We start from the raw sequence: 14955 nt of genomic DNA on the forward strand, positions 1-14955 counted from the left end.
TCACCGAATGAGCTGATCACGCTGACCACAGACACCGTGACCCTGACAGCAACAGCGACGGATAAAGATGGTGACGTGCATAGTGCGTTCATCAACCTGGGCGACAAAGTTGGCTTCCGTGATGATGCGCCAACCATTACCGCAGGTTCTACATTAGGTATTATTGCTGTTGATGAATCAGCCCTAGCCACAGGTGCATTACCAGCAACTGACCCAGATGGAATGGGACCATTCAATGCCGCAGCAACCAATAAGCTTCAAGGTTTTGCAACCAATGCGTTTACCACGAATTATGGTGCAGATGGTGCAGGTAGTATTGTTAAAACACTGCAAGTTTCAACAACAGGTGTTTCAAGTGGTTTGCGTGATACCGAAACAGGCAATCTTATTTACCTCTACAAAGTGGATAATGATGTGGTTGGTCGTGTTGGTAATGTGAGTAGTGCAAATTCAGCAGGTGCGGAAGCATTCCGTATCGCTTTAAGTGGCGATGATGTGACCTTGACGCAATCTCGTTCAATTCGTCATGCAAACCCAGCCGATCCAGATGAGTTGGCAACACCTGCAACGATTGCGAATGCTGCAATCCGACTTCAAGGTGTGATTGCCGATAAGGATGGTGATACAGCAACGCATAGTATCAACATCGGCGATCGCTTCAAATTCTTGGACGATGGTCCAACATTCACCAGTTCGACTACTGCGATTTTGGATGAGCGATACTTACCACTAGGTAGTAACCCGAACCCATTAGAACTCACCAAAACAGGTACATTAAACCTGAACTTTGGTGCAGATAAAAATTCAGGTAGTGTTGCCGATGTCAAGTTTACCCAAGCAACCATTGATAATCTGGAAAACAACTGGGACAACATTGTTGCAAATGGCGGTACAGGTCCAGCCAACAATGAAAATCTGGTATTTGTACTTTCAGTCGATGGTCATACCATTACCGCAACCGATGGTGCAGGTGGTGCAACTGTATTTACCATTGTATTGGACAACATCAATCCATGGGCCTATACCGCAGGTTACACCTTTACCCTAAGCAAAGCACTGGAACACAACAGTCTGTCATCTATTAATATTCCATTTAACAGTTTAAGTATTATAGACGGTGATGGTGATACCACTGTGGGTAACATTGTGGTGACAGTGATTGACGACGCACCAGACACATCGATCCCTGTCAATGTCATTGTGTATGAAGACTTGTATATTCCGCCATCAGGTACGCAACATTCAAATACCTTTAACACCAATGCCGATGCAAAAGGTGGAACAAATGCGAATACAGTGATTAATGCTGTTGGTAACCCAGGTACAGCAGGTACGCCTGTTCCAGCCAATACACAGGTTTTTGTAAATGGTGTAGCTCAAAATATTCTAAGTGCTGCCGAAGTTACGAATGGTGTAAAAGCCTACGAAACCGAATATGGTTATGCCAAAGTCAATGTCAATGGTACGATTACTTACTATCCAAAAGGTGACTTTAGCGGTACAGATACCTTTACCTATACCACAACAACGGATAACGGTTCTAAAACCTTTACCGTGAACATGGAAGTCATTCCTGTATCCAATGATGCACCGGTTATTACTGTACAGAATGTATTTACAGATGAAGATACATCCGTCGCTCTAAATCTGGTGAAACCTGCGATTAAGGATAATACGGATAATGATGTAACAGGTGTGAATCATGCACTTGGTGACAATCCGGAACGTCTAGGCGTGATTACACTTACTCTTAAAGGTGATGGTGCGCATCCTAATGGTGTTGCAACAGGCTCACATTACACCAACAACGGTGCTACCCTGACGAATGCAGGAGGTACGGATTATACGCCGTCTTCTACTGCCGGCAATGGTGACAAGACTTATAACATTGTGATTGTTGATGCTATGGGTCAGGTTGATCATACCTACCACCATGCAGGTATCACGTTGGGTATGCCAAATACCATCTATATGACTGAGGCAGACTATCAGGCGATTCGTGCCAAACCGGGTGCAGATCGTCATGAAAACTTCTCTATAGATGTTACTGCGACGAGCTACGAAGTCTATCCTGCGGGTCATGCAACAGGCACACCAGGTGCAATCCGTACAGAAGCAGAGTATGGATGGGGTTCTGGTACGACACCAAACAATAATTCAGACGATGCTCTGGGTCAGGGTGCAACCAGTACCTCAACGATTCAGGTGTCTGTACGTGCCGTGACTGATGATGCAAGTCTGGTTTATGATCCGAGTTTTGTAACCGCAGGTACAAGCACAGGTACAACAGTATCCATGGGCGCTGCTCGTGGCGATTCTGACCCATCGAATAATCCGAATTACACAATGGCGTATACGGATAACCGACATGCAACTGTTACTCTTAATGAGGATAAATATTTTGCCCTTAACCCTGTAATTGATGCAGCTTATACCGATCGTGATGGTTCAGAAGTACGTTCGATTACCATTAGCAACCCAAATGGTTCTGGCGGTCCGATTATGGTCTGGCATAGCAGCATTTCTGGCAATGGTAACTGGAGAGTATTGAACGAAGGTGAAAGTGTAACCATAAGCAGTCGCAGTGGCACGAATGGACAGACTGGTACTGAAACCAGCTTCTCGTTAATCCGTATTGCAGCCGGTCAGGACTTTAGTGGTGAGATCGATGATATTCGGATTACGATTAATACCCATGACCGTGATAGCGATGGATTCTACTATGATCATGACAGTAATCCGGCGACAGCACCTGTATGGCAAACTGGTACCACGAATCAGAATCCAACACCAAATGTACCGTCAGAAGCGAATACAGCTAACAACACCATCTGGTTAAATCTGAATGTACCACCTGTTGCAGGAGATGTTAACAACACGACTGATCCATGGACATGGGAAGATACAGCAGTTAATTTCCTTGCAGGCGTTCAGGTTTCAGATAGAGATGCACTCTATACTGTCCTAACAAATCCACATGGCGAGCGCATGAATAGCGTCACCATCAAAGATATCCCTGCCGACTGGAAACTGATACCGCCAACAAACGATGGTACATGGGCAGGTGCATGGGTCGCACTCGATCCAGATGGTATTGACAATGATTATGTGATTACCTTTAACGGTACATCTGATCAGGTAGCTCGTGAGGCGGTACTGGATGCATTCCAGATTCTGCCACCAGCACATAGTAGTCTGGACCATGATTTTAACGTTATTGTCAATTCAACCGACAGTAATGCGATACATGGTAACTCAGCACCGAAAGACACATCCTTAACGATTGCAGTCGAAGTAAGAGCAGTACCGGAATCCTTTGAATACTATCCTGCACCTGGAGTAGTAGGTGGTCGGGATGATCCATCTGGAAATCCATTATTCCCGACGAATGGGGATAACCCTGCAAACTGGCGACCACGTAATACCGATGGTAATGCAAACAATGCGAACAACGATACATCGGCACAGCCAGGTACTGACGATCTGACCATGAATCCTGATCATACTTATACCTATAATCCAGCGAATAAGGATGATCCACAACTGACGACTGTGGCTCAGGAAGATCAATGGTTTACACTGCATAAACCAAATGATAGCTTTAACTTCAAATCGCCATGGTATAACGAAGATGGCACAGGTGCAGGCGGTACAAATGGTAATAAGGAAGACACCTTTGCTGCATTGACTGCATATCGTGTAGTTCGTGATCCGATGACCAACGCTATTACTAGTTTAGAGCCAATAACAGGTGCTCAGTTCCAGGTTCCTGGTGGTGGTGCATCTGGTGGCAATGGCGTGCGCATTCCTGTTGCGGATCTGGATACAGTACAGTTCAAGTCTCCTCTAAACTTCTCGGGTGAAGTCTATATTAAAGTACAGGCAGTTACCCGTGATTATGATGAAGATAGTAATACCCCAACAGCTTATGAAACATCTGGTGTGGCATGGTTGAAGAACCTGATTGTCCTGCCTGTTGCTGAGGAAGTTACTGTAGGGGTCGATGCACGTATTCATGCGTATGAAGATCAAGGACGTAATGATCGTACCGAAGCTGGTCATGGCTATGATGATGTAAACAACAAGATTAAACTCAACATCAAACCATTTAGCTCGGATACAGATGAAACCTTTAATATCAAGGTAAGTAATATTCCTATGGATCCACTGGATCCTGTGGGCATTGGTACCGAGATCTACTATAACGTTACTAAGTTACTGCTAAGTAGCGATCCGGCGCACAATCCGAATGCTTATCTGGAAGCAGATCCGGCTAATGCAGGTAAGCTCAGACTGGTTATCAATGACTTTAAGAGCAATTTACCACTAGAGATGGTACCGCCTAAGGACAGTAACAACGAGTTTACCCTGAAAGTGGATGCCGAAGCAGTCGATACCCTCTATATCCCGGGTGTTGTGGATCCTGCCTATACTTCTGTGACGCAGATTCAGCATCCACTGGATATTCGTATCACCCTTCAAGGTGTACCGGATACTCCGGATCTGGATACGACAGATCGCACTGTTGCAGTGGGTAATCACTACGTAGAATCTGATCTGGATACTGTTGGTGGAGCTGGTGCGGGTGGTAAGAACCTGATTCTACTTAAAGATCTGGTAGATGGCTTAACCTCAGGCGAACTGAATTCTGTGAAGAACTCAGGTACATCTGCTGATGGTTCGGAAACGCTTACCCTGCGTATTACTGGCTTACCGGATGGCTTTGATCTGGAAGGTGCTGGTCCGATCATTGGTAGTGGTACGGGTGAAGCTCGTTTATGGTCGATTCGACCACAGGATATCGATAGTGGTGCTATTAAAATTAAGACACCACCGAACTTTAGTGGTCGTGTCGCATTTACTGTGCAGCCTGTCGTAACAGAAAACGACAACAACTCGGAAATCTTCTTTGCACCGAAGAATGTTGTCTTTGAAGTTGTACCTTCGGTAGAAGCAACACTGAATGTAACATCGGATGTAGTGGAAGACGACTATACACACAGTAAGATTGACTTTAGACCTGTCTATCATGGTGAAACAGGCAATGATACGGACGAAGTTGTGGACTGGGTACGTATTCGTGTTGATCAGATTAAAAATACTACGAATGGTGACCTGACGTTATATGTACGCTCCGGTTCAACAGGTAACTATACATATACCGATGCCGAAGTTGCTCATAAAGTGAATGTTGGTGGTGTTGAGTATTATCAGTTCAATGCTGCTGATGTAAACAATGTATATGTCAAGGGTCCTGTGAACTATTATGGTGACATTACCATTAATAACATCCAGTATCAGGTAAGTGATACTGCAAATCCGGCGCTGGGTTCTACAACACCACTTAATCCAAGTACACGCATTGACTCTGCGAATCACACATTACACTTCCGTGAAGTGACTGATCCGATGGATGTTATCCGTGGATTGATTAATACAACAACAGGTACTTCGACAGGTACAGGTGCAGATCTTCCAAATATCCTGCACATGACGACCGATGGTTCTGTACGTGTGAACTTTGATGTGACCAAACCGGCTCAGCCTGGTAACGCTCTTGTGGTTGGTGGCGACTATGATGGTAGTGAACGTATAGTAGGTATCGTGATCGAGGGAGTACCGGAAGGTGTAACTGTTTCGGGAGCCATATTTGCTGGTAATGGCAAATGGATTGTCCAGAACCCTACGGCTACTATGAATGGTCCTGTATCCAAATATGTTGATTTTGTGGTTGGTAGTCAGGCAGGGGATATTAACCCAACTGAAATTACCATTACTACATTTACACAAGATGGAACAGCCGGTGCGGTGATTTCTGATTCTATCTCATGGTGGTTAAGCGCAGACTTTGCAGGTACTGTACCTCAAACCTTGCCAACCATTGAGGTAATGCCTCGAGATCCAACCCATCCGGAGGATGGTGCTAATATCAATCTGAATACTGTGGTGAGTGGTACGATTGACATCAGTAATAACCCGACATCAACACATCATGATGTTACGGTAACCATCCGTACCAAACTGGGTGATGGTGTGGAGTTGGTTGATGGTGCGAATAATCGATTAACCCGTACAGAAGTAGAGGAAAATGGAGAAACAATCGTTCTATGGACGATGACAAGACAAAATCAGCCAAACGCTAATTTACAGACTGCTCTGAATGATATGCTGGCTGAGATTCGGGTCGTACCACCAGTAGATGCTAATAACAACTCAAACAATAGTATGGGTGGTATGGGCAACTGGGATCTGGATGTAACAGTTACATTGCAAAATAATGCAGGTTTCTGGGTACAGGTTGATGCAGACAGCCGTATTACCTTATATCCTGTGACCGATGAGGGTGCAATTACGATTAATGCACCAGCGTCAGTTGAGGAAGAAAACATCATTCCAATCAGTCTTGAAGTGACGAATGGTAAAGATGTGGCAGGTGACTGGGTTGTCGTGGATGGTGTAGTTTACATCAAGATAGATAGTAGTGCTGTTCCGGGTACCCTGTATCATAATGGTTCGGCACTGAGCACCACGACTAGTGTTCCGGCAGGTATTCCTGCAGGCAGTTACTATGTCGTACCTGTTGTTGCACCGGGAAGTAAACTGGTAACTGGTCTGGAATATCGTCCAACCGACCCTTATGACAGTGGCGACATTCCATTTGAAGTGTATGCACGCAACAAGGAAAATCCAGACCTGGTCAATGGTGTCGATACATCAATTGAAGTATCACACAACCAGACTGTATTAAAAGTGAACCATACCAATACCCCACCAGATATTTCGGTGACTTCGAATGGTACGGAGCATAATGGTGCAGCAGCAACGGCGGCTAACAAATTCACCGAAGTTGCATGGAAAGGTACTTTGTTGCCGGATCCAATCGAAACCATTAAGTCTGTCTATATCGAAGGCTTACCAACCGGCTTTACGGTATGGTATGGCAATGCAGGTAGTGAAGCGCTTGCCAACAACGCAGGTGAGGGTTTATGGGTTGTTCCAACAGCACCGAATGCGACGACAGTACCGAAGATCTGGATTCAGGCACCTGCAAACTGGAGTGGTACACTTCCAGCTGGTATCGCCGGTACACAAAACAGTGGGTTAAAACTGAATATTGTGACTCAGGAAGCAGGTAGTACAGCGGCAACGATACATGATCTACCATTTAAGTTTGTGATTGTTCCGAATGCGACAGGTATTGAGTTGAACCCAACCATGAGCTTTGGCTTTGCAGGTGACTTGATTGACTTGCGTCTTAACGCTGCAATGGATGATCCGGTTGTAATTAACAACAATAATCCGTCAGTTGTAGATGCGCATATTGAACGTACAGATTTGACATTGACAGGTTTCCCTGATGGTGCAGGCGTACAGTTCTTTATCGGTACGACAGCTATGGATTCAACTCGTGCGAGCTGGAATGCAACAACATCGGCGTGGGAGCTTAAGGGCTTGACGCAGAGTGAGCTGAACGAGCTGAAGTTTATGCATACTGCTACAGCAGGTAAGCTGACCAACCAGATCGGTATTACAGCATTTACCTACGAAACAGATGTGACAACTGGAGCCAAAGTTGGTAATGATTCACCCCTGAAAACTGCACAGATGGATCTGAGTGTCTGGGCTGGTAAAGCGGGTACTGCTGGTAACGATACTATCTATGGTGGTGCGGGCAACGATACCTTAAATGGTGCGGCAGGCGATGACATCCTTAGAGGTGGTGCAGGCAATGATATCCTCACGGGTGGAACTGGCTCAGATACCTTTGTCTGGGGTGCAAACGATATTGGTTTGTTTGCTACACCAGATACCGATACCATCACCGACTTTAATCTGCTGGGTGACAAGATTGATGCGACAGCATTGCTTACCGCTCTAGGCTGGAATGGCAATGATGCAACCTTGAGCCAGTTCGTGAGTGCAAGCGGTACAACCATCAATATTCACGATACAGCGAATACGAAGAGTGTCAATATTGTGGTCACAGGTCAGAGCTTTGCCGACTTAGAAGACATGATCAGCAAAACCAACTTCCAGACTTAAACCTAGCGTAGAGGGCGTAGTCACTTCGCCCTCTATCCCAAATTTATTTATTAATATGATGGCAACATCGTTAAACATTTAAGAAACCTTAAAACAAGGGGAAACCTGTGAAAGTATTAGCATTAACAAAAATCGCAAGCATGGTTGCTGGGGCAAGTGTAGCAATGACCGTATCAGCAGCAGATTTAACCTCAGTGACTAAAACTGCGATTGAAAATAACCCAGAAGTTCAGGTGCAATGGTCAAACTTTCTTGAAGCCACTGCGAACCAAAAACAGGCGCGAGCAGGGTATTTACCATCGTTAGATTTGAACGCAGCCTATGGCAAAGGCAATCGTGAATTCGATGGTGATCGTGGTTGGTTCAATCAAGGTCAGGCAGAAATTGCATTAACGCAAGTGTTGTTCGATGGTTTTCGTATTAAAAGCAAAGTTGAACAAGGCGATTATGCTGCGCTAAAACGTTATTACGATTTGAATGCAGGTATTGAACAAAAAGCACTTGAAGCAACTCAAGCATATTTAGATGTACAGCGTTATCGCGAACTGGTTGGTTTGGCAGAAGGAAATTTTGCCAATCATCAACGTGTTTATAATCAAGTATTACAACGTACCAATCAGGGTGTAGGTAATAGAGCAGATTTGTCACAAATCACAGGTCGTTTATCACTTGCTCAAACCAACTTGATGACTGAACAGGCCAACTTAAATGATGTATCTGCACGTTTTGCACGAATTGTTGGGGTGGAGCCAAGTAGTAATCTTGCGCCAGTAAGTGTGAATGTGGCACTGCCAAACAACACACAAGAATTGATTACCTCTGCGTATAACAATAACAACAGCTTAAAAGCTGCGTTAAGTGAAATGCAATATGCGCGTGCGAGTGCTCAAGAATTTAAAGCCAATATGTACCCGAAACTTTCGTTTGTGGCGCGTACAGGTTTATATCAAAACCGTAATAGTTTTGATGAGCGTAGCAATCCCGATAACGATAAATACGGGCAAGATAGCGCAGTTGAATTAAGACTCAACTACAATCTATTTAATGGTTTTGCAGACAGAGCAGCCATGAATGCTGCCAATGCACGTGTTTCATTATCTAATGATTTGAAAAACAAAGCATGTGTCGATATTCGCCAAACATCAACGGTGGCTTATAACAATGTGAATAACTACAGCAGCCAGTTAGAATGGTTACAACGTCATCGTGATGAATCTGCTTCAGTTGTAAAAGCATATAACGATCAGTTTGATATTGGTCGTCGTACATTACTTGATGTTTTAGACTCGGAAAATGAAGCATTCCAAGCCAATCGTGCTTATGTAACTACGCAATATGATTTGAAAGTTGCACAATTCCAAACACTGTATAGCATGGGTCAATTATTGCCTGCGCTCGGTATTCAACGTGATAATTTACCTGCTGTATCAGAAGTGAGTCAGCGTGAAATTAATGCTGCAAATGTATGTACAGCGGCAAATGCACAAGTTGAATAATGTGTTAATCAGTTAAAATAAAATAGGGTGCTGTTGCACCCTGTTTTTATAGATGTTCCAACTCTTTTGGGTAAGGTAAATTTACAATTATTCTATTAACTCAATGATATAACTCTGAGTTTGGGAATAATGAACCTTTTATGCTTGTTTGATTCATGGTGAATAAGTGACAACACAAATATTTGATCCTTTAGCTTTATGTCTGATTCGGGTGGCTAAAGATTATGAAATTAGTATTACACAAGAAGGTTTATTATCAGGTTTGCCTTTACCCAATGGAAAGCTAATACCTCAGTTTTTTTCACGTGCAGCTGATCGGGTAAGTTTGACAAGTAATATGGTGCAGCAGAATCTGGATCAACTGAACCATTTTGTTTTTCCTGCCATTTTAATATTGAATAATAATACAGCTTGTGTTTTATATCGTTTTGATACAGAAAGACAGACTGCAACAGTATATTTTCCTGAAATGTCGGATACCGTGACAGAAGTTCCAATTGCACAGTTACAAGAAAAATATCTGGGTTCAGTGATTTATTTGCAACAACGTCAATTTGTGGCGGATAACAAGGTTAAGCTGGAAAAGACAAATCAGCATTGGTTCTGGAGCGTAATTCGACAGCACCGTTCCATGTACAAAGATATTTTATTAGCAGCCCTGTTCGTCAATATCTTTGCTTTGTGTGCACCTTTTTTCGTAATGAATGTTTATGATCGTGTTGTTCCCAACCATGCTACAGATACCCTATGGGTACTCGCCTTTGGAATCATGATTATTATTACGGCTGACTTTATTTTAAAACTGGTGCGTAGTTATTTTGTTGATTTGGCTGCAACCCGTGCTGATAACAAGCTATCTGCCTATATTATGGAAAAAGTATTAGGTCGGCGTATGGAACAGAATAATATGTCTGTTGGTATGATGGCCTCCAATATTCAGTCCTATGAGGCAATTCGTTCTTTTACCAGTTCTATGACTGTGGTATCACTGATTGACTTGCCATTTTTTGTTCTGTTCTTAGCTGTTATCTGTATTATTTCCTGGGTTTTCGTTATTCCTTTAGTCATCGCTGCAATCATTATTTTACTCTATGCATTATCAGTTCATATTAGTTTAAAAAAATTATCTGATGCGATGTCAGAAGCTTCTCAACAGCGTCAGGGATTATTGATAGAAACCTTAAATAATCAGGAAACGATTAAAAGTTTTAATGCTGCTGGACGAATGCAAACTTTATGGGAAAAAGCCACTCGTTTTACCGTACAGTATTCTTCTAAATTACGTTTTATTGGTGGCACTGTTGGTAATTTTGCTGGATGGGTACAACAAACAGCAGGCGTTGTGATTATCCTGGTTGGAGTTTATCTTATTGTAGATGGAAAGTTGACACAAGGTGCACTGATTGCCTGTTATTTATTATCAACCCGTGCCTTGGCTCCAATTGCACAAATTGCAGGTTTATTAACCCAATATTATCAGGCATCCAGTGCCTTAAATATGCTGAATCAAACTGTTGACGCTGAACAGGAACGAGAGAATCTAAAAGGTTGGGTGAGTCATCCACATCTTATAGGACATATCGAATTTAAAAATGTCAGCTTATGTTATCCAAATGAATCACATTCTGCTTTAAATAATATCTCTTTCTCTATTCGAGCAGGAGAGAAAGTGGCGATTCTAGGAAAAGTAGGCTCAGGTAAAAGCTCAATTGAAAAGATTCTATTGTCGCTCTATAAGCCGACTGAAGGGTCAGTATTTATTGATCAAACCAACATTAGTCAGATTGATCCAGCAGAATTACGTAGCCAGATTGGTTATATTCCCCAGGACATACAATTGCTGAACGGTACAGTATTATCAAATATTGTCTTAGGTAATCCACATGCTAGCCGTGTTGCTTTGGAACAAAGTTTGGTTGTTTCTGGTTTAAGCCAGATTCTAAAAGCACATGAAGATGGTTTGTCATTACAAGTGGGTGAGGGTGGTCATAAATTATCTGGGGGACAACGGCAGGCGGTTGCCGTGGCACGTGCAATTGCCCAGAATGCTAAAATTTTGGTTTTTGATGAACCGACCAGTGCGATGGATACTCCTCTTGAGAATCATGTGATTCATCATCTAAAACATTATATGACAGCTCAACATACTTTAATTTTGGTCACACATAAACCTACATTACTCACATTGGTTGATCGAATTATTATTTTAGAAGATGGAAAGATTATTGCTGATGGTGATAAGGAAAGTGTAATGAAAGCCATGTTTCCCCAACAAGCTAAAGTTGCAGGAGCTGTATCATGAGCACAGAACACAATAAAACCCAAAGAGAGAAGATGTTTGGGGGCGTAGGTAAAAGTATTGAACAATCAGAAAAAGTTCTGAGTCCAGTGCTAGGGCGTTTAAATTTATTTAAAAAATATCAACCTGCTGATACAAATGATTGGAAAAGTCAGGTACAAGAAGTAACTCAATCACAAAAGCCAATTCAGGCAAGAGTCATCCTTTATGTGATTGTAGTGTTGTTTATTTGTTTAATTATTTGGGCAGGTTTTGCTAAAGTGGATGAAATTACTCGTGGTGAAGGAAAAGTGATTCCATCTCAACAGATGCAAGTGATTCAATCGGTTGATGGTGGCGTGGTTGAAAAGGTGTATGTGCAGGAAGGTGAGCACGTCAAAAAAGGCGATCTATTGATTCGTATTGATCCGACACGGTTCACCTCAAATTTGAATGAAGTTAATGCCAAGATTTTTGCCTTGCAAACCAAAGTTAGACGTTTAAGTGCACAATTAAATGGCTCGGGCTATACCTCAGGCAGTGTCCCTGCGGGGGTTTCACCTGATGCAGCTGCAAACATTATGGCGCAAGAAAGCCAGTATTATGCGGAAAGTTTGCGCGAACTGAGCCAAAGAACGATGACCAATCAAGGTACGGTTTCGACTCGTCAACAGGAATCGCAACGTGCTCAAGCTGCACTCGGACAAGCTGAAAGAGCCTATCAACTTGCAGTGCGTGAACTCAATACCACACGACCTTTGTTAAAGACTGGTGCGGTGTCGGAAATGGATATTTTGCGCCTTGAACGTGACGTATCGAATGCCGATGGTGAACGTAAGCAGGCGGCAGCGAATTTAAGAGCTACGCAGGCATCTATTGGGGAAGCGCAATCACGCACTTCTGAGGCTGCGGTGAGTTTAAAAAATCAATGGCGCAATGAACTGGCAGAAGCGCAAGCTCAGCTAGTGAGTTTAAAAGAAAGTATTTCAGGCGTAGCAGACCGAGTGAAAACCACCGATATTCGTTCACCGACCAATGGTATCGTGCAGAAAATTTTCTTTAATACCATTGGTGGGGTTGTGAAACCAAGCGACCAAGTGGCGGAAATTGTGCCTTTAGATGGTCAATTGATCGTTGAGGCAAAAGTATCGCCGAAAGATATTGCCTTTGTACGACCAGACTTGCCTGCGGTAATTAAATTTACCGCCTATGATTTTTCAATCTATGGCGGAATGAATGCGAAAGTAAAACATATTAGCCCAGACACATTTACCGATGAGAAAGGCAATATGTTTTATATTGTCCGTGCAGTGACTGATAAACCAACGTTTGGTAAAGGATTATCCGTGATTCCCGGCATGACCGTTCAATTGGATATTATGACAGGGAAGAAAACTATTCTTTCTTATCTGCTTAAACCAATTCTTAAAGCGAAAAATAATGCCTTCACAGAACGTTAAGTCGAATAAAAACCGAAATCTCTTAAAATCCCTCTTTTGAAAAGAGGGATTTTTGATTTATAAAGTAAATTTTAAACGCGCGAAATTTACATTTTATTGAAGCAGATAAAAAATCTAAATTCATTTTTAGTTTTTTCCAGTGCCAAAATGTTGCACCCAATACGTTCGATGAGTTACATCATTTCGAACGCAGGCAATCGCATAATCTTTAAATTGGGGTTTCATTAAGTTACCGCAATGTCCGGGACTGAGCGCCAGCCAATTTTCTAAAACTTGTTTTAGGTTGCTTTGACCTGTTGCTAAATTTTCCCCACCACCACCTTTGTATCCTGTTTTTTTAATACGAGCTCTCAGATTTTCACCACTTCGACCGACATGACTTAAAATCTGACGTTGCGAAATATCCAGCGCATGTGCAGTTGAACTTGTTTGTAATTGATTATTCCATTTTAGCGAGTGGGTAGCCGAGTAAGCTATTTTTCCACATTGTTGCGGTTGATGCCGAATCACGTTAATGGCATTTAAAACGGCTTGCTGATATTGTGGATTTTTAATGTCATCACAAGAGATTTTGTCAAAAGAGGCTAAAGTCTGTTGAGGATTTTTTTGAGTGGGTATCGTTGTTGATTTTGCAATGGTTTTATTTGATTGATGCTGCAAAGGCTGTTGTGGTTGTGAATTTGAACATCCATGTAGTAAAAAGTATAGACTGCATATAAAAGAATGATAAGCAATATTTTTCATAGTGCACCTCTAGCAAATTTTTTTATTCATCAGATGTATTAGTTCAGACTTGATCGGACATAACTCTTGAAAAAGAGAAAGTTACCCATTTTGATAAAGGTGTCGAAATCTTAATCAAACAAAGGTAACTTTCTTATGTTGCATACTAACAATCAAATCATCAAACACAAAGTAGGCTTACTCAATTTAGCTGAAGAGCTTCAAAATGTTTCTAGAGCATGCAAAGTGATGGGTGTCTCTAGAGATACTTTTCATCGCTATCAGGAGCTAGTACAGTCTGGTGACATGGATGCATTGATCAATAAATCCCGTCGAGTACCTAATCTAAAAAATCGTGTAGATGATGCTACAGAACTAGCAGTCATTGATTTCGCAACTCAGTATCCAGCTTATGGGCAGCATCGTACTAGTAACGAATTACGCAAGAAGGGTGTATTTGTTTCAGGTAGCGGTGTTCGCTCTATTTGGTTACGCTATGATTTAGAGAACTTTAAGAAGCGTTTGAAAGCACTCGCAGCTAAAGTGGCACAGGATGGTATCGAAGTTCTTTTATGCGATTAGAAATATCTAAATCTGCAGTGAGATTTTTAAACATATTTAAGTAGCATAAGTTGAAACCATACGCCTGAACCGTACCGGGTTTGTCGGAGACCAAGCTTTCTGAGAGAATGTCCCGATGAAAAAAGTAAAATATACCCCTGAAATCAGAGAAAGAGCGGTTCAATTATTGATTGAATCCGAGAAAGATTATCCATCGAATTGGGCTGCGATCACCGCTATTGCTCCCTGAGCAGTATACTGCGCAAGGGTTGTACTCCTGAAACTCTACGTGTTTGGTATCAAAAATATTTAGATAAACAAAACCCAATTAAAGTACAGCAACTTTCAGATCAAGAACGTATTAAACAACTCGAACGTGAAAATAAAGAACTGC

5 protein-coding genes and 2 pseudogenes are annotated in these 14955 nt (G+C 42.4%); 6 read left to right on the forward strand and 1 reads right to left on the reverse strand.

Translation table 11 applies throughout. The features are described 5' to 3' along the window. Positions 1–36 precede the first annotated feature (36 nt). The 4 genes from HX743_RS14490 to HX743_RS14505 all read left to right on the forward strand — a co-directional run bounded on the left by HX743_RS14490 (position 37) and on the right by HX743_RS14505 (position 13277). Positions 37–8043, forward strand: coding sequence for a DUF5801 repeats-in-toxin domain-containing protein (locus HX743_RS14490; protein ID WP_214129027.1), 8007 nt, complete (start codon positions 37–39; stop codon positions 8041–8043). Positions 8044–8150: 107 nt separating this feature from the next. Beyond that, on the forward strand, positions 8151–9539 hold the full coding sequence (locus HX743_RS14495; protein ID WP_178319560.1) for a TolC family outer membrane protein: 1389 nt from the start codon (positions 8151–8153) through the stop codon (positions 9537–9539). A gap of 166 nt (positions 9540–9705) precedes the next feature. After that, a complete protein-coding gene (locus HX743_RS14500; RefSeq protein ID WP_004678121.1) occupies positions 9706–11841 on the forward strand; it encodes a type I secretion system permease/ATPase in 2136 nt (711 codons plus the stop codon). Next, positions 11838–13277 carry an HlyD family type I secretion periplasmic adaptor subunit gene (locus HX743_RS14505; protein ID WP_178319561.1) on the forward strand — a complete coding sequence of 480 codons (1440 nt, stop codon included), beginning with the start codon at positions 11838–11840 and terminating at the stop codon, positions 13275–13277. Before HX743_RS14500 ends, HX743_RS14505 begins: the two co-directional genes overlap by 4 nt. A gap of 126 nt (positions 13278–13403) precedes the next feature. Here the strand turns inward: HX743_RS14505 and HX743_RS14510 are convergent, their stop codons facing one another. Then, the gene (locus HX743_RS14510; RefSeq protein WP_081406279.1) at positions 13404–14021 is read right to left on the reverse strand and encodes a CAP domain-containing protein; all 618 of its coding nucleotides are present in this window, start codon (positions 14019–14021) and stop codon (positions 13404–13406) included. Between the two features lie 135 nt (positions 14022–14156). Between HX743_RS14510 and HX743_RS14515 the strand changes: the two are divergent. Continuing rightward, positions 14157–14561 (forward strand): annotated as a pseudogene (locus HX743_RS14515) (helix-turn-helix domain-containing protein); the annotation flags it as partial. 136 nt (positions 14562–14697) lie between these two features. Further along, positions 14698–14955, forward strand: a pseudogene (locus tag HX743_RS14520) (IS3 family transposase); the annotation flags it as partial.

Source organism: Acinetobacter sp. Swhac1, assembly GCF_013390985.1.
GTDB lineage: Bacteria > Pseudomonadota > Gammaproteobacteria > Pseudomonadales > Moraxellaceae > Acinetobacter > Acinetobacter towneri.

Excerpts from the sequence above, each read along its gene's own strand:
- HX743_RS14505 (WP_178319561.1), top strand. The coding sequence starts at position 11,838 with ATGAGCACAGAACACAATAAAACCCAAAGAGAGAAGATGTTTGGGGGC.
- HX743_RS14510 (WP_081406279.1), bottom strand. The coding sequence starts at position 14,021 with ATGAAAAATATTGCTTATCATTCTTTTATATGCAGTCTATACTTTTTA.